Origin of the sequence: Sodalis sp. RH16 (assembly GCF_047324245.1) — a bacterium.
GTDB classification, from domain to species: Bacteria; Pseudomonadota; Gammaproteobacteria; order Enterobacterales; family Enterobacteriaceae; genus Acerihabitans; species Acerihabitans ligni.
In genome coordinates this window covers 5,168,357-5,183,710 of the sequence record NZ_CP178737.1, presented here as the reverse complement: position 1 = coordinate 5,183,710, position 15,354 = coordinate 5,168,357, and the positions used below count along the sequence as shown (strand labels likewise).

Annotated in this window: 25 protein-coding genes; 8 read left to right on the top strand and 17 right to left on the bottom strand. The window is 52.0% G+C overall.

Annotated features, from left to right (window positions below; all coding sequences use genetic code 11):
• Nucleotides 1-60 precede the first annotated feature (60 nt).
• Nucleotides 61-945 carry a copper homeostasis membrane protein CopD gene (gene copD / locus ACL2XJ_RS23770; protein ID WP_132921293.1) on the top strand — a complete coding sequence of 295 codons (885 nt, stop codon included), beginning with the start codon at nt 61-63 and terminating at the stop codon, nt 943-945.
• A 42-nt stretch (nt 946-987) separates the two neighbouring features.
• Complete coding sequence (locus ACL2XJ_RS23765) at nt 988-1,329, top strand: YebY family protein (protein WP_203521210.1); 342 nt, start codon at nt 988-990, stop codon at nt 1,327-1,329.
• Nucleotides 1,330-1,662: 333 nt separating this feature from the next.
• On the opposite strand, the gene ACL2XJ_RS23760 is transcribed toward ACL2XJ_RS23765, so the two are convergent.
• The 17 genes from ACL2XJ_RS23760 to ACL2XJ_RS23680 form a co-directional block, all read right to left on the bottom strand.
• Nucleotides 1,663-2,748 (bottom strand): tyrosine-type recombinase/integrase, encoded by a 1,086-nt coding sequence (locus ACL2XJ_RS23760; protein WP_413724713.1) that lies wholly within the window; start codon nt 2,746-2,748, stop codon nt 1,663-1,665.
• The gene (locus tag ACL2XJ_RS23755; protein WP_413724712.1) at nt 2,717-2,992 is read right to left on the bottom strand and encodes an excisionase; all 276 of its coding nucleotides are present in this window, start codon (nt 2,990-2,992) and stop codon (nt 2,717-2,719) included. The genes ACL2XJ_RS23760 and ACL2XJ_RS23755 overlap by 32 nt, the downstream gene beginning before the upstream one ends.
• Nucleotides 2,993-3,058: 66 nt before the next feature.
• Nucleotides 3,059-3,253: a hypothetical protein gene (locus ACL2XJ_RS23750; protein WP_413724711.1), complete on the bottom strand. Its 195-nt coding sequence runs from the start codon at nt 3,251-3,253 to the stop codon at nt 3,059-3,061.
• Entirely contained in the window at nt 3,240-3,623 is a 384-nt protein-coding gene (locus ACL2XJ_RS23745) for a hypothetical protein (RefSeq protein WP_413724710.1), read from the bottom strand. The genes ACL2XJ_RS23750 and ACL2XJ_RS23745 overlap by 14 nt, the downstream gene beginning before the upstream one ends.
• A gap of 2 nt (nt 3,624-3,625) precedes the next feature.
• The gene (locus ACL2XJ_RS23740; protein ID WP_413724709.1) at nt 3,626-4,093 is read right to left on the bottom strand and encodes a hypothetical protein; all 468 of its coding nucleotides are present in this window, start codon (nt 4,091-4,093) and stop codon (nt 3,626-3,628) included.
• Entirely contained in the window at nt 4,090-4,341 is a 252-nt protein-coding gene (locus ACL2XJ_RS23735; protein ID WP_413724708.1) for a DUF4060 family protein, read from the bottom strand. Before ACL2XJ_RS23735 ends, ACL2XJ_RS23740 begins: the two co-directional genes overlap by 4 nt.
• Nucleotides 4,338-5,939 (bottom strand): RecE family exodeoxyribonuclease, encoded by a 1,602-nt coding sequence (locus ACL2XJ_RS23730; RefSeq protein WP_413724707.1) that lies wholly within the window; start codon nt 5,937-5,939, stop codon nt 4,338-4,340. The genes ACL2XJ_RS23735 and ACL2XJ_RS23730 overlap by 4 nt, the downstream gene beginning before the upstream one ends.
• Before the next feature lie 65 nt (nt 5,940-6,004).
• Nucleotides 6,005-6,685, bottom strand: coding sequence for a hypothetical protein (locus ACL2XJ_RS23725; RefSeq protein WP_413724706.1), 681 nt, complete (start codon nt 6,683-6,685; stop codon nt 6,005-6,007).
• Complete coding sequence (locus tag ACL2XJ_RS23720; RefSeq protein WP_413724705.1) at nt 6,685-7,350, bottom strand: ATP-binding protein; 666 nt, start codon at nt 7,348-7,350, stop codon at nt 6,685-6,687. The genes ACL2XJ_RS23725 and ACL2XJ_RS23720 overlap by 1 nt, the downstream gene beginning before the upstream one ends.
• A gap of 1 nt (nt 7,351) precedes the next feature.
• The gene (gene exoX, locus ACL2XJ_RS23715; RefSeq protein ID WP_413724704.1) at nt 7,352-8,011 is read right to left on the bottom strand and encodes an exodeoxyribonuclease X; all 660 of its coding nucleotides are present in this window, start codon (nt 8,009-8,011) and stop codon (nt 7,352-7,354) included.
• Nucleotides 8,004-8,144, bottom strand: coding sequence for a hypothetical protein (locus ACL2XJ_RS23710; protein ID WP_413724703.1), 141 nt, complete (start codon nt 8,142-8,144; stop codon nt 8,004-8,006). Before ACL2XJ_RS23710 ends, exoX begins: the two co-directional genes overlap by 8 nt.
• Nucleotides 8,141-8,536 carry a hypothetical protein gene (locus ACL2XJ_RS23705; RefSeq protein WP_413724702.1) on the bottom strand — a complete coding sequence of 132 codons (396 nt, stop codon included), beginning with the start codon at nt 8,534-8,536 and terminating at the stop codon, nt 8,141-8,143. Before ACL2XJ_RS23705 ends, ACL2XJ_RS23710 begins: the two co-directional genes overlap by 4 nt.
• Nucleotides 8,537-8,676: 140 nt before the next feature.
• Nucleotides 8,677-8,862 (bottom strand): DUF1482 family protein, encoded by a 186-nt coding sequence (locus ACL2XJ_RS23700; RefSeq protein ID WP_213993825.1) that lies wholly within the window; start codon nt 8,860-8,862, stop codon nt 8,677-8,679.
• Entirely contained in the window at nt 8,859-9,092 is a 234-nt protein-coding gene (locus tag ACL2XJ_RS23695) for a hypothetical protein (RefSeq protein ID WP_413724701.1), read from the bottom strand. The genes ACL2XJ_RS23700 and ACL2XJ_RS23695 overlap by 4 nt, the downstream gene beginning before the upstream one ends.
• Nucleotides 9,076-9,297, bottom strand: coding sequence for a flagellar FlbD family protein (locus ACL2XJ_RS23690; RefSeq protein ID WP_413724700.1), 222 nt, complete (start codon nt 9,295-9,297; stop codon nt 9,076-9,078). Before ACL2XJ_RS23690 ends, ACL2XJ_RS23695 begins: the two co-directional genes overlap by 17 nt.
• Before the next feature lie 690 nt (nt 9,298-9,987).
• Nucleotides 9,988-11,031 (bottom strand): ParA family protein, encoded by a 1,044-nt coding sequence (locus ACL2XJ_RS23685; RefSeq protein ID WP_413724699.1) that lies wholly within the window; start codon nt 11,029-11,031, stop codon nt 9,988-9,990.
• A gap of 259 nt (nt 11,032-11,290) precedes the next feature.
• On the bottom strand, nt 11,291-11,683 hold the full coding sequence (locus ACL2XJ_RS23680) for a helix-turn-helix domain-containing protein (protein WP_413724698.1): 393 nt from the start codon (nt 11,681-11,683) through the stop codon (nt 11,291-11,293).
• Nucleotides 11,684-11,786: 103 nt separating this feature from the next.
• Here ACL2XJ_RS23680 and ACL2XJ_RS23675 point away from each other — a divergent pair, with 103 nt between their 5' ends.
• Genes ACL2XJ_RS23675 through ACL2XJ_RS23650 form a run of 6 tightly spaced genes read left to right on the top strand, consistent with a single transcriptional unit; the run spans nt 11,787 to nt 15,353 of the window.
• A complete protein-coding gene (locus ACL2XJ_RS23675) occupies nt 11,787-12,014 on the top strand; it encodes a transcriptional regulator (RefSeq protein ID WP_413724697.1) in 228 nt (75 codons plus the stop codon).
• A 2-nt stretch (nt 12,015-12,016) separates the two neighbouring features.
• Nucleotides 12,017-12,577 carry a toxin YdaT family protein gene (locus tag ACL2XJ_RS23670; RefSeq protein ID WP_413724696.1) on the top strand — a complete coding sequence of 187 codons (561 nt, stop codon included), beginning with the start codon at nt 12,017-12,019 and terminating at the stop codon, nt 12,575-12,577.
• 42 nt (nt 12,578-12,619) lie between these two features.
• Entirely contained in the window at nt 12,620-12,865 is a 246-nt protein-coding gene (locus ACL2XJ_RS23665) for a hypothetical protein (RefSeq protein ID WP_413724695.1), read from the top strand.
• Nucleotides 12,866-12,883: 18 nt separating this feature from the next.
• Complete coding sequence (locus tag ACL2XJ_RS23660; protein ID WP_413724694.1) at nt 12,884-13,651, top strand: DUF1627 domain-containing protein; 768 nt, start codon at nt 12,884-12,886, stop codon at nt 13,649-13,651.
• Between the two features lie 56 nt (nt 13,652-13,707).
• On the top strand, nt 13,708-14,667 hold the full coding sequence (locus ACL2XJ_RS23655; protein ID WP_413724693.1) for a replication protein: 960 nt from the start codon (nt 13,708-13,710) through the stop codon (nt 14,665-14,667).
• A complete protein-coding gene (locus tag ACL2XJ_RS23650; RefSeq protein WP_413724692.1) occupies nt 14,664-15,353 on the top strand; it encodes a replication protein P in 690 nt (229 codons plus the stop codon). Before ACL2XJ_RS23655 ends, ACL2XJ_RS23650 begins: the two co-directional genes overlap by 4 nt.
• Nucleotide 15,354 lies beyond the last annotated feature (1 nt).

Genomic DNA, 15,354 nt, shown 5'->3' with positions numbered 1-15,354 from the left:
CAATGAAACGTATTGTCCTGCCTTTCTTCGCGCTGCCGCTCGCGTTTTAACGTCAAATAAATGCTAATCCTGGAAGCCTGTTTTTCGGCCAGTCGTTTTATTCACGTTGCTGCGGTGATGCAACTGTTCGGTATCGCCCTGTTTAGCGAGTATCTTGCGCCGCCGGGACTTCGGCAGCGCCTGCGCTGCGCTTTCACCCGCACGGTACGCGTGCTGGGGTGGCTCTGCCTGCTGACCGCGGCGGCCATCCTGGCGCTGCAGAGCGGACAAATGGGGCAGGGGTGGCCGGATACGCTGCGCCCAAGCATCTGGCTGGCGGTCATCCACACCGAGTTCGGCATGGTGTGGATTTGGCATCTCTTCATCACCCTCGCCACCGTACTGATTATCGGGCGTTCCGGTTTAGGTCCCTGGCGACAGCGGTTACTGCTGGCGGCGGCGAGCGCGTTGCTGGTCACCCTGGCGCTTACCGGCCATACCGCCATGAGCCAGGGTCTGCGCGGTCTGCTGCAGAGAGCCAATCAGGTTATTCATCTGTTTTCCGCCGCCTGGTGGCTGGGCTGTCTGGCGCCTCTGCTTTGGTGCCTGCCGCAGCTACGCCAGGCCACACGGCCGGAAGCGATGCGGGCGCTGATCCATTTTTCCCAGAGCGCCCATGGGGCGGTAGCGCTGGTCATATTGACCGGTATTGCCAATAGCTGCCTGATCGTCGGGCAATGGCCCCTGGATCTTTCCGTCCTTTATCAGCGCATGTTGATGATTAAAATCGCCGTGGTGGCCATAATGGTCCTGTTGGCGGTGACCAACCGCTATCGGATCGTACCCATGATGGCGCGCCATCATCCGAGGAGTATTCATTATCTGACGATGCTGACACTGGCGGAAGTGGTGCTGGGGAATGCGGTACTGATTTTAGTGAGTATATTTGCCACACTGGAACCCTAGATAACCGTTCCGGCGTTTGGCTTTCAACCAAGAATAGGTTTGATGATGAAAATCCAGTCTCTCTTCGTTTTAGTTGCGCTGATTGCCCAAACGGCAGGGGCGGCGCAAATAGTGACTATCAGCAAGTTTCAATACGGCAAACAATGGGCTTTTGACAAGGAAGAGCTGCAGCTCCTGTGTCGGGCGGATCGCTCCGTATTCGCCCTGAACATGAGCACGCTGATGCAGTATCCCCTTAATGAAAAAGCCAATAGCGAAATGCAATCCGGTCAGGTTAAAGCCGTGCCCGTCGAAACCATTCTTTTGGACGACCCGGCAATACCCGGCCGGAAGATGAGCATTGCCCCCTTCACTGCCCGCGCTGAGCAGCTCTGCGATAAGTAAGAGTGATACCCTATGTGATTACTATGATAACAATTGTTAGTGTTAATAATTATAATCGTGCGTGATATCACAAAGTTATGATTTTGTGAATGAAGTAGGCACTTAATGCGACGCTGTCGATGGAAAACCCCCCGTAAACTTCTATACTCAGTTACGTAAGATTAAACAGCTTACATTAATGCCAACTTTTAGCGCACGGCTCTATCCAAGAGCCATTTCCCTGGACCGAATATAGGAATCGTATTCGGTCTTTTTTTTATTTTTTGATTTTAAAGGATATTTTTGTCCTTCCCCCGAAAATCCCCGAAATTTCCCCGAAAATCTATATTCGGTCTAAATGAAAACGTACTCAGCCCCGCGGGCATCCAGATATTTTTTGGTCATCGACATGTTTTTATGACCAAGCAATTTCCGGGCAAATTCTTCCCCATATTCTACTTCATAAAGTCGCCCGGCCAGACTCCGCATTTCGTGAAAAGAAGGGGGGTTCGCGCTGAACGGGAACCTGCTTGCATCCCTAACATCTGAAAATGACTGTGTTAAACCATCCGCTGTTAAAGGGCCCGGCCGCCGGCCGCCGCGGCGAACGTCAGAATAAAGAAGGAAGTCAGAAGGGTTGTTCTGCCGGCATTCATCCACGATATCCCCCAATAGCATGTCGGCCGCCTCCAGTTTTAGATCCAGTGGTATGGCCAACATGTACCCTGTTTTTTCCTGATCGACAAATAGCCTGCCATCTTTAATATCTGAAAACTTAAAGCGGGTGATATCTTCCCGCCGCTGAGCCGTGGCCAGCGCCAGATCCATGGCGTTTTTAATCCAGGGGCTAGACAACTCGGCCGCCTTGCGGACGGCATTGAAACTGTCGAGGGTTAGACGTTCGCGTTTTACATCTGGCGCCGGCGCACGGGTGGGTTCAACTGGGTTTTTCTCGATATATCCCTCAACGATCGCCTCCCTGAAAATATCAGAAAGAACGCCCCGCAGGCCAACCGCCATGCTTTTCTTCCCGCTTTCAATATAGCCCTGAAGAAAAACGGCAATGTGCCTGGTGGTTATCAAATCCAAGGCCATGGTCCCGAATTCGTCTTTGATCGTGATGAGCTGATTTTTTCTCACTTTCATCGTGTTGGGTTTTAACTCCCTTCGCTCGAGTATGACAGAATACCGCTCCAGCCATTTTGCGACCGTGAAGTCAGGTGTTTCCTTTATTTTTTCAAGCAGGCTGGACGGGATGTAATTCTGGTCAAGATAGTTATTTGCCTCAAGTGCTTGCGCAACGGCTTCCCTGCGGGAGATCCGGCCAAGGGGATACTCCTGACCGGTTATTGGATTGCGCCATGCATAGGTGTGTTCTCGTTTGCGAAAGGTCAGATTACGGGGCAGGTTAGCGTCGTAACGTGGTGGCCTTCTCGCCATGCTGCAGTTTCTCCAATAGTGTGCCAGCCGAGCGCGCCCGTTTTTGGCCCGCGGTTATGCGTTGGTATTTTTTCTTCTTGATATCGACGTACACCGCGTCAGGCAGCAGCCGATATTCTTTGCCGTGCAGTTCCGGTGCCGGGTAGATCCGGCCCTCCCGCACCCAGCGGCGCAGTGTGGAGAGTGACGGCGGCGTGGAATAAACCTCGCTGGCCCATTCCTGCAAATTCATTAGCTTTGGCATAGCAGCTCTCCTGCAGCCGGCCTTAAATTATAGAGTAGCCGGCTGCGTAGGTTTGATTTCACGAAATCAGCTTTTGATCGGCTTGATACTGTCGAGCAACAACCTGGCCCGGCCGCCCATCCCACCGCCGCGAATTCCGGTTTCCCGGTAATAATATTCGTGGCTGGAAACAGCCCAGGTCGTCGGAGTCATGCTCAATTTCACCCAGCATTTACCAGTGCTGCGCACCACCACGCTGGTATGCGTTTTAGTTTTTGCCATGGCTGCCACCTATTGCGCTCGCCGTCGGGAATACATGACCCTGGTCGCATGTTGAATTTCCATCTGGCCGGCGTTCGGTCGCTACCAGTGACGATCCGCAGCGCGGGCAGCGGCGGATAACCGTCGGCTCAGCCTTTTGCACGTAATCGGCCCGTAATTGCAAAGTGCGGCCATCGGCTAATGTCCAAGAGATAATCCGGTCCTCCTTAACCAATTTTTCGGCAACAGCAGCAAGAGCCAGAGAAGTAACGTCAACCTTTTCACCAGTGAACTGCATGGCGCCGTTAGTGTTGCCTTTTACCGGCTTTGCGGTACCGGCAAATATGGTCCCGGTAAGCGGCGACAAACCGATGTGAATATTTTTAGCCATGGCTAATTATCCTCCGCCAATTTTTCCAACCAATCCGGCGCGCATTGCGAACAGATGCCGGTGCCGGCGGCGCGATCCACTTTTACCCAATGACAGGGTGTGTCGTGCTCATCGACGCATGCATGGTCATCGGTGCAGCCGCAACTCATGCAGGTGCATAAGTGGCGCAGCCATATGCAAACTGGATAGTCTTCGGTGTCATGGATCGAGCCGATAAACCATCCGTCGCCGCGGGGCGGTGAAGGGTGCCAGTCGGCACAGCCAAATTCGTCCTCATGCCCGTCATCGCGTTCATAAAAGTCGATCTCGTACTCCAGCCCCTTAACCTCAAGCCAAGCATTGAACTCCCCCAGTTCGCCATACTCGCGCCCGTCAGCCGGTTCAAAAAAGTCCGGATGAGTCCAGAAGCCGTATTCGTCGCGTTGCGGCTCCATCGGCAAGATCCGTTGTTCGCTAATTACGTTTGTCATATCGCCCCCACAAAAGCTTGACCCGGCAGGTTGCGCAGCCGGCGGAATCCATTCCGCGCGGTGGCCACATAGCTGGCGTAACGATTGACGACTTCGACGGTTATGATCATGCCGTCCACCTCAACGCGATATTCCGTGTGGACCTTCTGCAGACCGTAATTGCCGAACTTGTCATGGTGTTCGGCCAATGCCGCTCGGCATGCGCGCCGGGCGAGAGGTGACTTGGTGTCACGGATGATTAATTTCATTCGAGCGACTCCAAACCGATACGCTGGAACTCGATGCCGATATTGCTCAGGAACGCCAGCTTGCGTTCGACCAAGGCAATTCGATGCTCAAGATTGTCCAGCGCAATCAGGGGTAGGGACGGCGCTTCCTGCTGTGCATCATCGCTTTCGCCCGCCGGCAGTTGAGTGCCATCTTCGACTTCAGGACTATCCGTCTTTTCCATCTGCACATTGCCGGTGTTCTCCGTATTGGGAGCGTGCTCTACCTCTTCCACGCCACCGGCAAACGACACATCAAGATATTCATTAAAAGTCATCTCAACGTATCCGCTTGCGAGGAGCGCACGCAGTTTCACCGGGTTATAAATCTGGCGGCATTTCCCGGTGTTCGGGTTTTTCAGATAGAAGGGGCCTTCGCGTTCCGGCACTTCCAAATCAACGGAAAACTTACCGTCGCCCAGGTTTTTGACTTCCGGCTGAGCGACCGGCCCGGCGGTGGTGAAAACAGTGCTATCCAGCAACGGATCCGCACCGAGATTGGGTTCTGTGGTGGTGGGAAACTCGCCGCGCAGACGCGCATCGATCCATGTCTGGTGTGACGTTGGGAAATGGTAGAGATCGGGTTTAGCATCCCGGATGAGCGAAAAGATAGTTGCCCGGGAATGCGTCAGGATGTCGGGCACCTGGCGCAGCTTCTGGCTCCACTGGCGCCAGGGTTCCTCCCGTTTTTCCACCATTTCTTTTGCCCGGCGCGCAATCGGCCCGGGGATCTCATGGATATCAAAATCCATCGGCAGCAGGGCGCAGGCAATCTCAATATCGAGCGAGTCGAGCGTGAACGGGAACCCGGCCGGCCGGTCCAGTTTTGGCGCCGCGGCGGCTTGGGGATTTTGCTTGGCAACCCATTTTGCGGTAACGTCCAGGCGATTCGGCCTATCACCTCCGGGAATAGCGTAGTTATGTGCCTGCATCCATTCTTCAGCAAACGACAGGATATGGCCGAGCTCAGGTGATTTGCCGTTTGCTGGCCAAACCTTTTTAAGATCCCCAACCAGGTCAAAAATCGTTTCCGGAAAACAATGTTTCAACTGAGCGATATTGCCCAGGGCCAACAGGACGTTTTGCGGATACGTTGCGTCCATGTCCATCTGCAGGCGGGCTATTTCACTGCTCTGTTCAGTTGTCAATGTATCGAAAGCCCCGAACAGCCAGGCGCCCAGCGTGCGCTGATAGAAATTCGCGTCGCTGGCGGTAATAACCCGCGGAGCCGCTTCCAGTTTTGTCCCCTCATTTAAGGGGGTTGTGACGGCCTGCTGTTCCGCCGGCGCCGGCGGCGCGACTACGATTTTGCAGAACGTTTTACCGTTTTCCGCCAGCTCGTACCGGTCGCACCATGTGTCATCGAGCGCAAATTCCGCCGGCAAATCATCGAAGACCGGAAAGTCCGTACGAACTGGTAACTGGTAATCAGCGCCGCGGCCGGTGGTAATGTCGGCGTCTTCCAGAATGTTCATGATTTCCCGCTCTGCACGGGAATCCGATTTACTTTCAAACCAGCAGAACAGGCTTTTCTTTTCGGATTTAGCCCGGCCTTTGATGAGAAACGCATAATTTGGCATTTTTGGTTCCTTGATTATTGGTCAATACTCGATTTTTTAAAATTTAATACTTTAAAATCAATAACTTAAAATGGGATATCATCGTCGAATTCAGGTTGCTGCTGTGCGGCCATGGTCCTCTGGTTCGCGGCCTGCTGCAGGCGCGACTGCGGGACGTTGTTTTGTGCGTTGAGCATGGATTGCTGCGACTGCATGCCGGTGTGCTGGGGGACGTTAACTTGGCGGTCATCCCTGTCTTTCAGAACGGCTAAAAGTTTATCAACAGCTTCAGCTGGTAAATTGTCGATAGCTTCTCTGTAGGTCTTACGGGTGTTGGCACCAAAAACCTGTTTAACGTCAAATTTATATCCATCAGTGCCATCAGTGGCTTTTGTATAAAGGACCTTTTGCAGCACGAATCCAACGGGTTTCCCTTCCAGTTCTTTGCAATGAAATTCCGGCTGGTTTTCAGAATTTGTAACTTGGACTGAGGTAAGCTGTTTAACTTTTGTCAGTCCCATAATGGCGTTAATCAATGCCGAACCGACTTTCAACATTTGGCCTTCACGGCCCCGGTAATTGATTCGGATATAGCTAATTTTTCCGGCGTCGGAATCAATACTGAATTCCATGGCTTCAGATTGAGAATCGCGACCGGTAGTAAAAATGGCAGAGCTTATGTGCCCAGCATAGGCACCGGTTTCTGATACCGCGCCAGCGCCAGCCGCACGGGCTGACTCATCGTCAAAAGTGAATATGGGTTGCATTATTTGGTTACTCCTTCGTTCAGTTCGTAATAGTCACGGATCGCCGTATCAACGGCATTCAGGTCATTATCAATTTGGAAATTTTCGAATAAGCCGATCGGGGATTTCACGGGATCGGTACCGTCTGATTGCGTTGTGAAGTAATAGCGGCCATCCATGACGCCGGCGCGCAGCGCAATACTGAACATGCCCTCGACGGTTATTTTCTCATCAAGCATTTTGCCGATGGTTTTCATCTTTATGCGGCCTGCCGGGGTTTCTTCGGTATGAGCCAAGAAATAGACGATCAAATCATCTTCAGCTGCCTGCGCTGCGCGAATTACATCCCAAGCGCCGCCTCCGATTTCTGTGAATTTCTCATAAGATTTTTCACTACGGCGCCGCATGAACTGATTCCCCATCACGTACTGGAAATCATCAACCACAACGATCTTTTTCCCGGCCCGGCGGGCGTATTTGATGATCATGACAATGTCAGCCGGGATATCCGTAAAAAAAACGTTGCCTGTTTTGGCCGCGAAATCTCTCGGTTTCCAGCCGGTGGATTTAAACGGAAGTCGTTTATTTTCCGGATTAACCAGAAACGCAGCTTCGGGATTTAATCTCATCATGCTGGCCGATTTTCCAGAACCGGAGTCGCCCAGGATAAGTACAGGGGTACCCATATCAGGCCCCCAGCCAATGGCGGATGGTGAACTGCAGGTCTTCGTCCAGGTCGCTGGTGCTCAGAAGCCAGCGCAGATACTGCGGGTCGATGACGGCAATCTCGTCGAAGGACTTCCCCTTGTGCTTGCCGAAACGCATGGTGTGCAGCAGGGACGGGGCGTTGGAGATTTCGCGCATCTGGCGCATGGTCCACTTCGCCAGGCTGCCCATGTAGATCAGCAGTTCGGCGGTGACGTAGCAGTCATAGAGCGCCCGGTGGGCATAAAGGCCTTCCGGTACCGCCGGCTTGAGGCCCAGGCTGTATCGCAGGTATTGGTTGCTATGGCTGGAGTGGGCCGGGAACAGCTTGCGCGCCAGCTTCTGCGTGCAAATCCACGGCGCATCGATTTGCGGCAGCTTTGAACGGTCAAATTTGGCGTTATGCGCTACGTACGCATCAGCGCCCAGGTAGCGGTCGATGACATCGCTGATTAGTGGGGCGTTTTCCACCATGTCCTCGGTGATATGGTGAATGGCCATGGCCTCGAACGAAATCGGTTCCGGCGGTTTGACCAAGTCGCTCATCGGGTTGCAGATAACGCCGTTGACGATATCGACACTGGCGATTTCCACTACTCCGCCCTCGAGGCTGGTTGTTTCGGTATCTATGACCCTAAGCATGCTCTCTCTCCGTCCGCGCATCGTTGATTGCTTCGAATGCGGCGAGCTGGTGCGCCAGCTCATCCAGTTCTTGAGGCGTCACGCCGTTGCACAGGCAGAGCAGGGCGATCAGCGTTATGACATCGCTGTTCATGACACCCTCCGGCGCGGGGCGGGAACCTGTTCGGGATGGCGAGCGAAATAGCGTTTTGCGCAATCGCTGTCAGCGCAAAATTGGACGAAGCGGACATCACGATAGAACGCAATCACGCGAGTGATGCAGTCCGATTTCGACCGGAGCGCGTTGCAGTTCGTGCAGCGCACGGCGTCGAGGTGCTCGGTAGCGGATTGCAGAAAAATGCTTTCTTCAAAGCTGCCGGCAATGCCCCGGCTATCGACGTATTCCACAAACATTTCTTCGTGGCCGTCAGGGAACTGCATGGCGCCGCGGCGAACGAATTCGACAACGTACGTGCCCAGCTTCAGCTTTGCGCCGGCGGGCAGTTCGGCGAGGCGTTCCCGGGTAATTGTTTGGTATGGCTGCATGGTGGCATTTCCCTCCAACAGGTTGTAGAATCCCATTAGCCAGTGAATGCGCCTTTAGGTGTGGTTATTGGTCAAAACTCGATTCCAGCAAGGTTTGGTCGCCGAGCTGGCGGAAGAACGCGCTTCGGCGCGTTTTTTCGTTATTGGGGCGGCTGCTCGTCTATCTGATGCATAACGCCATCAACCGGATAGCAGGCACCATCAATACGCTGTTCGTACGCCGCCTGGTGGCAAGCCGCTTCGGATTCATAAACATCCACCACAGCGTCGGTGCAGGCGCCATGCGTACTGCAAATGCTGATAACCAGTGCGAATAACGTATTCATTGAACCCTCCGCATCGCCTGGCCCAATTTGACCAGCGCTTCTCGCCACATTTTTTCATCACCCAAAAAACGGGCGATCACCGCTTTGTTGCGCGCCGCAGCAGCCATTGCCGCTTTGCTCTTCACTTCAACCACCAGACCATCATTCCCAGCGCGACATAAATCACCGTCATGATGAGCATCAGGAAGGACAGGGACCGCCAGGCGTTGCGGCTCATGACCGCGACCCATGGATGAGCTCGATGATTTCGCCTGGTTTTTCTTTCACTTCCAGGCATTCGCCTGAAAAGAGCGAAACGACCGAATTGATGCCTGACGAAATGATTTCAATCCGGTCCGCGTTGATAAAAACAGGTTCGATAACCGTGATCGGCACGCCGGGCAATTGCTCGCTTGTACTGACATTGCACTGGTGAAGCATGATGAATTTAGGCATATAACCTCTGGCCGTTGTCGCCCGGCTGGCGGAACATTGTGTTGACCTGCTGCGCGTTTGTGTCTGTCACCGCATCCCGGTCTTCATGCGCCCCGGGCGGCTACTTCGTGGGCTTCCTGCCTGGATGACTCGTTGCTGCGTTGAATTAAGTAAACTATAACTTTACCTTGTAGTCAAGTAATTATTAACTTAAAGGTAAGGTTGTGCTTTACTCTGTAATTGTGCTTTTGAGAAGGAAAAGGTGGGGACTAGTCAGTGGGGAGGGGATCAGGCTGTTTATCCTGGGTAAATGTCTGAGCCAAATCGGCTATAATTGCAGGCGCAAAAAAAAGCTCGCACTGGGCGAGCTTTGATTGGTACTAAAAATCTGGACTAAGGCCAATTCGTTGTTTTAGCAACGAACAAGGAAGACCCATGCATGGTAACCATAATCATGCGCATCAAGCATTTTTCCAGACTTTCCACGTACTCTGCGGAAACGACAAAAAATATACCTAAATCCTTTAGGAGCTGATTTCTGAACGATAGAACGTAATCCCATAGCTTTGCTCTCACCTATGGGTAGAAGCACTCCCCATAAGTGTATTGATTAAAAGCCGGGGATCCGTTACCTTATTGGTGTCTTAGCAATATGGTCGCGGGTGCCTTTATCCCCGATCCAAAGAAGCTCCCCTGCCAGGGAGCTTCTTTTTATAGGATACTTGCGAGGTAACGAAGCTGTTTTTGATATCGTGTAACAGATTGGTTGACCTGGAGCCTTTTCCCTTCGCTTACGGTATGAAAACGGCCGACTTTAAGCTGTGAAATAGGAATACTTTCTGCACCACTTATCTGTCCGCTTGAAACGAAGTCGTCTGTTACAACGAATGCTTTACTTACATCTTCATCAACAAACAAACGTTTATATTTTTCTGCAATATTAACCGCCCTTTCAATATACATTTGCGATGCTTTACCGGGTGTAGAAGATAATCTACTTTTTGAGCCAGCCATGGTCATTACAATTGCGGCAACTTTAGGGGAGGTGAGTCCACCTGCACGGGTATTCCACATCTGAAAATCCTTTTTGGGGTTTGAGAGCATATCCAAAGTAAGATTTAGAGATTCAATAGAATGTTCGTCAACTCGAACTGGAATAATTAGCGCTTCTGCTGCGCACCATGCTAAATGGGTACCGCCAGCATAGAAAGGACTAGTATCCATCAATAAAATATCACATTTCTTATCTTTGGCTTCTTCATTCATTATTGAGCGTAGTGAGCTTAATAATGTATTTACGGCTTTAGGTTCGCCTCTTGAAAGGGCTACTTGAAGTTGTTGGTACATATTTGAGGGGAAAGCGAATAATTCGGGATCGCCTGGTATTGCGAAGCAGGATTTTCCCCCCTTGAAATCTTCAATATATGAACTTACACGATAAGAAATGTCTTCTGGTTTATCACCAAATGCAGGGCCCAGCATTCGAGGAGTTAAGGCTTTTGCAATAGTAACTTTTGGGGTGGCATTTCTTAAAATTGTTTCTGTCAAATTACACTGTGGACATAAATCAGCAACAAGTAGAGAATTATTTCGTGAAATTTCGTACGCAAGATTGAACGCCATAGTGGATTTGCCAACTCCTCCCCGAAGATTAGAAACTGCATAACTCTTAAAGCGGGGTGAGCCTTCCGAAATATAGCCTTCGTCTACTACCTCGGCGTATCTCGCTAATACATTTTCAACTAATGAAACCATTTTCGCCTCCTTGTGCGCAATTACGTCATTAAATCATTACATCTTTGCAGGATCAAGTGAAAAGTGCAGGTTTACAAAAAAAATGCAGGTTTAAATTTTTAGTGCAGGTCATGAAGTTAATTGCAGGAATTGAATTTTGCAACGATATTTTTTTAACTGTTTGATTTTTATTAATTTTAGTAAAGGTGTTTTAGTTCTTTAAAACAAAAAATCCATCACCATACTAAGCACTCCATCAATCGATGTTGTTTACCCTATGCTAAGAATCTTTTTTTTCTATAGGCTTATACCTCCCCCGTAAGTACTTCTCCATGTAATCGTCCAACTCTTTCAGGCGTAACTGGAACATGTCGATCATGCGGTCTTGTTCGTCCCCAGGGAGCTGACGAAAGAGTTCGAGCATTTTTTGTTCTTTGGTTTTTAAACCAGTCCCTTCATCAACATTCTCACCCAGAAGCCAAGCCAACGACACTCCACCAGCTTCAGCTACAGCGATTGCTGATGTTTTACTGATTGAGCCAGTCCGGAACCAACCAGTAACGGCTTGTTTGCTCACATTTGCAACGCGCGCCATGTCCGACTTCGAGAGCCCTTTGTTATTAAGTTCAGTTAGTCGCGCCACGAGGTCGCTATCGGTTTTTTTGATCGTCATGAGCATCATTGTAAATGTTTGCTTTACCTTGTGATAGAAAGAAGATATTGACTATATAGTAAATTATTGCTTTACTAACTTTCACGTTTTAACGGAGGTAAAAATGACCGGTCTTGATACCGCTATTAGATCAGCTGGTTCAGCCAGCAAGCTTAGCGCAGTGCTTGGCATCAGTAAGATGTCTGTCAGTCTTTGGAAAAAAAATGGCATCCCTGCTGATCGCGTTATTCCGATTTACAAAGCGACCGGCGTCACGCCCCACGAACTGCGCCCCGATCTCTATCCAAATCCATCTGATGGGTTACCACAACCACAACAACAGGAGTCATAGCTATGCGCGCCAGCCCATTGAATGATAACGACAACCACCTGACAAGGTTGATTTACAGCAATCAGAAAACTGCGACGCCCATCACCAAAAGTCACGACGTTCCACACGAAAAGATCCGCTGTGCCGTCCGCGCCTGGGCGGCCAAGTGGCGCAGCAAAGAAGCCGTTGCGGCCGAAATTGTCATCGCCTGGCGGGAGCAGGGCGGCGAGGGAATTGGCTTCCATGAAAATCACCAACGCAACGCCCAAAAGATTTTTCGCTGGATAGATGGCGATTCCCCGCGGTACCGCCGCTATGTCGCCATGCTGGCGCCGGCCATCCTTGACGTGCTCCCCCTGGAATTTCGTACGGACATCATCGAACCGGACGACCGGCTGGTGCGCGTCGCCGTGGCCACGAAAGAATGCGCCGAAGCGAGTAGGGCGTCTTTGCTTGGCGCGCCCGTTCGCGAGCTGGAGAAGGAAATCCGGGAGGGTATTGAATCGCTCGTCCGCCTGGCGCCACAGGAGCGCTGGGCCACTGTCATGGCCAGCGTCGCAGCCATTTTCAGTAACTGCCTTTAATCGAGTTTTGACCAAAGACCATATTAACCAGCGAGGTACGCAATGAGCTGGGAAAGTTTTATCGAAAAGAACGTCCGCGAGGCCCTGGTCAAGCAGGGCTATACGCCGGCAATCGCGCAGGGGGGGGCAGACGAAGCTGTCGTCCTGTACCGGCGCTTATCTCGGGCGAGCCGGAAGGGGGCCATTTATGACGATGTTTATCGGTACGCGAAACGGTGGGCCGAGAATTATGGTCTGCCGGGCAGCAAATCGAAGCCCATACCCGCGGCGCCGCGCAAACGGCGGTAACCAAATTTAGGAGAACCGATGGAAACATTACTTGATGTGATCGGGAAGATGGAAAGGGCAACCGCGCGGGAGATCGCCACCCGAATGCAGATTGATATTCGACCGGCGCTTGAAATGCTGCGCGACCACGAAGATCGCGACGAAATCGTGCAGATTAATGGTTTGTGGCAATTGCCAAGCACTGGAAAGCGAATTCAAATCGCTGCACCTGCACCTGCACCTGCACCTGCACCTGCACCTGCCGCCAAAGTCGATAAGTCGCATCGCGCTTTATCAGCTGATGACCTGATAAATATCATTGCCGATAAGGGGCCGCAGACGACCGAACAGTTGGCAAAGCTAACCGGCGCAACGACTCGGAAAATCGCTTCAACGCTCGCATTACCCACTAACCGCGGACGGGTATTGCGCCAGATTGTTGCGGGTAAATTTCATTACTGTTTGCCTGAAGCGCAATCAGCCGAGGCGCCCGATACGGCCCCTTGCATTGCCGAACTGCCGCCGATAGAAATCACGGGAAAAATCCCGGATGGACAGCCAGCCGGCCCGGGCGAACGCGACGCTGAATTCATGAAATCAATTCCCGTTTTCGTTAAACCCTCAACGAGCATAGAAGTCCCGACATTGCGTGAGCTCGGGAAGGAAATTTCACGGACCAAAAACAGGCTGGCGCGCCTGGAGAAATGCCGGGCAGCATTGCGGGTGTTGAATAATTACAAGGGCACTTTAACGGCAATGATGCCCGGGCCGGCGCCATCGGGTGATGCTAAGGATGGTGAGCGGTGAATACAGCAGAAATACTCAACTTCCCTGATCGCCAGGGTCTGTTCAGGAGCAACAGGATGGAGAACCAGAAGACCGGTTATGTCCCGTTGTACCGAAGTATCAAGAAGAAGCCATGGGCCAAAGATGTCTACCTTCGTGCTCTCTGGGATAACCTGCTACTGGATGCCGCAAGACAGCCCTATACGGCGGTTTTCAAGGGTAATTCATGGGAACTTCAACCCGGTCAACTGGTCGTTACCTCAGACGATTTGGGGCTGGCTTTATGCGACAGAAAAGGAGTTCCGACAGGGCGCCATGCAGTCGAGCGCATGCTGGCGTTTTTCGTCAAAGAGAAAATGATTGAGGTGCGAAGCGTTCATAGAAAAGGAACGCTGATCACCATCCTGAATTATTCTGAATATGCCGAAAAAATAGGCAATTTACCCGAGCATAATACCGAGCATATCAGCGAGCATAACAAACCCAGTGATGACGCGGCCTCAGGGGGTAGTGCCGCGCATAACAGCGAGCACAACACCGCGCACCATGAACAAGAAGGTAATAACAAGAATAAAAAGATCTCTACGTCGGAGAATTCTGACGAATTCCCCAACGACGTTACAGAAAAATTTCTCTCAAGGCATCCTGAAGCCGTTGGCGGAATATATACCCCTGCTGGTAAGTCATGGGGAACGGCTGACGACCTGAAAACCGCTAAGTTCATTTTTGGCAGGGTGTTAAAAATCAACGCCACCGTCAAAGAACCAAACTGGCCAGATTGGGCCAACGAAGTTCGCCTGATGCGCGAGATTGATGGCCGGACCCTGTCGGAAATCTGTTCCCTGTACGATTGGGCTAGCCGGCACTATTTCTGGTCAAGCAACATTCTGAGCCCCGATAAACTGCGCAAGCAGTGGAATACCTTGACCATTCAGAAATCACGCCAACCCATCCCACCCCAAACACGCCAAGCTAAACCCGCCCTGGACTGGAACAACCGCGACTGGGCCGACTCATTGCCGCCGGGGACCCTATGAAAACACTCCAGCAAGCCATCCATGAACGAGACAACGGCACACTGCAGCGAATGATGCCGGCCGATAACCCGCAAGCGAACGGCCCGGATGCCGTGGACCTGTTTAACGAATTGTTCCGCCAACTGCGTGCCGTGATGCCGGCCATCGATGCGACCATCAGCGACCAGGCGCAATCGAACGAACTACGCCGGCAATGGATGCAGGCTTTCCGGGAAAACGGCATCCGGACAATTGCGCAGATCAACGCCGGCATGACCATGGCCCGCCAGCAGGAAAAGCCATTCCTACCGTCGCCCGGGCAGTTCATCACATGGTGCAAAGAGGGCGCCCTGAAGCAGGCTGGCCTGCCGGATGACGAGGGCCTGGTCACGATGGTGTTGGTGTATGCCCGTAAACGCAGCCAGTACCAGACAGCCGAATCCTATCCCTGGCCCAGTCATGCAGCGTACTGGATGATTACCCGGCTATACGACGGGATGCGTGGCGGGAACTGGAGCGTGCTGGAGCTGCGGCGCGAAGCGCGTCGGGAATTAAATCTCATGGCGCGGCGAATCGAGGCGGGGGAGCCTATCCCGGCGCCGGTGGCACAGCTCCCATTGAGCACGTCAGGTCCGCCGTTATCGAAAGAACGAGGCCTGGATAAAATCGCGGAAATTCGAAAGAAATTTAATCTCCGCCGTAATTAAC

Excerpts from the sequence above, each read along its gene's own strand:
- exoX (WP_413724704.1), bottom strand. The coding sequence starts at position 8,011 with ATGCTTAGGGTCATAGATACCGAAACAACCAGCCTCGAGGGCGGAGTA.
- ACL2XJ_RS23700 (WP_213993825.1), bottom strand. The coding sequence starts at position 8,862 with ATGAATACGTTATTCGCACTGGTTATCAGCATTTGCAGTACGCATGGC.
- ACL2XJ_RS23745 (WP_413724710.1), bottom strand. The coding sequence starts at position 3,623 with ATGGCTAAAAATATTCACATCGGTTTGTCGCCGCTTACCGGGACCATA.
- ACL2XJ_RS23760 (WP_413724713.1), bottom strand. The coding sequence starts at position 2,748 with ATGGCGAGAAGGCCACCACGTTACGACGCTAACCTGCCCCGTAATCTG.
- ACL2XJ_RS23675 (WP_413724697.1), top strand. The coding sequence starts at position 11,787 with ATGACCGGTCTTGATACCGCTATTAGATCAGCTGGTTCAGCCAGCAAG.
- ACL2XJ_RS23680 (WP_413724698.1), bottom strand. The coding sequence starts at position 11,683 with ATGACGATCAAAAAAACCGATAGCGACCTCGTGGCGCGACTAACTGAA.
- ACL2XJ_RS23755 (WP_413724712.1), bottom strand. The coding sequence starts at position 2,992 with ATGCCAAAGCTAATGAATTTGCAGGAATGGGCCAGCGAGGTTTATTCC.
- ACL2XJ_RS23655 (WP_413724693.1), top strand. The coding sequence starts at position 13,708 with ATGGAGAACCAGAAGACCGGTTATGTCCCGTTGTACCGAAGTATCAAG.
- ACL2XJ_RS23710 (WP_413724703.1), bottom strand. The coding sequence starts at position 8,144 with ATGAACAGCGATGTCATAACGCTGATCGCCCTGCTCTGCCTGTGCAAC.
- ACL2XJ_RS23735 (WP_413724708.1), bottom strand. The coding sequence starts at position 4,341 with ATGAAATTAATCATCCGTGACACCAAGTCACCTCTCGCCCGGCGCGCA.
- ACL2XJ_RS23690 (WP_413724700.1), bottom strand. The coding sequence starts at position 9,297 with ATGCCTAAATTCATCATGCTTCACCAGTGCAATGTCAGTACAAGCGAG.
- ACL2XJ_RS23740 (WP_413724709.1), bottom strand. The coding sequence starts at position 4,093 with ATGACAAACGTAATTAGCGAACAACGGATCTTGCCGATGGAGCCGCAA.
- copD (WP_132921293.1), top strand. The coding sequence starts at position 61 with ATGCTAATCCTGGAAGCCTGTTTTTCGGCCAGTCGTTTTATTCACGTT.
- ACL2XJ_RS23685 (WP_413724699.1), bottom strand. The coding sequence starts at position 11,031 with ATGGTTTCATTAGTTGAAAATGTATTAGCGAGATACGCCGAGGTAGTA.
- ACL2XJ_RS23665 (WP_413724695.1), top strand. The coding sequence starts at position 12,620 with ATGAGCTGGGAAAGTTTTATCGAAAAGAACGTCCGCGAGGCCCTGGTC.
- ACL2XJ_RS23695 (WP_413724701.1), bottom strand. The coding sequence starts at position 9,092 with ATGGGTCGCGGTCATGAGCCGCAACGCCTGGCGGTCCCTGTCCTTCCT.
- ACL2XJ_RS23705 (WP_413724702.1), bottom strand. The coding sequence starts at position 8,536 with ATGCAGCCATACCAAACAATTACCCGGGAACGCCTCGCCGAACTGCCC.
- ACL2XJ_RS23660 (WP_413724694.1), top strand. The coding sequence starts at position 12,884 with ATGGAAACATTACTTGATGTGATCGGGAAGATGGAAAGGGCAACCGCG.
- ACL2XJ_RS23750 (WP_413724711.1), bottom strand. The coding sequence starts at position 3,253 with ATGGCAAAAACTAAAACGCATACCAGCGTGGTGGTGCGCAGCACTGGT.
- ACL2XJ_RS23730 (WP_413724707.1), bottom strand. The coding sequence starts at position 5,939 with ATGCCAAATTATGCGTTTCTCATCAAAGGCCGGGCTAAATCCGAAAAG.
- ACL2XJ_RS23670 (WP_413724696.1), top strand. The coding sequence starts at position 12,017 with ATGCGCGCCAGCCCATTGAATGATAACGACAACCACCTGACAAGGTTG.
- ACL2XJ_RS23720 (WP_413724705.1), bottom strand. The coding sequence starts at position 7,350 with ATGGGTACCCCTGTACTTATCCTGGGCGACTCCGGTTCTGGAAAATCG.
- ACL2XJ_RS23650 (WP_413724692.1), top strand. The coding sequence starts at position 14,664 with ATGAAAACACTCCAGCAAGCCATCCATGAACGAGACAACGGCACACTG.
- ACL2XJ_RS23765 (WP_203521210.1), top strand. The coding sequence starts at position 988 with ATGATGAAAATCCAGTCTCTCTTCGTTTTAGTTGCGCTGATTGCCCAA.
- ACL2XJ_RS23725 (WP_413724706.1), bottom strand. The coding sequence starts at position 6,685 with ATGCAACCCATATTCACTTTTGACGATGAGTCAGCCCGTGCGGCTGGC.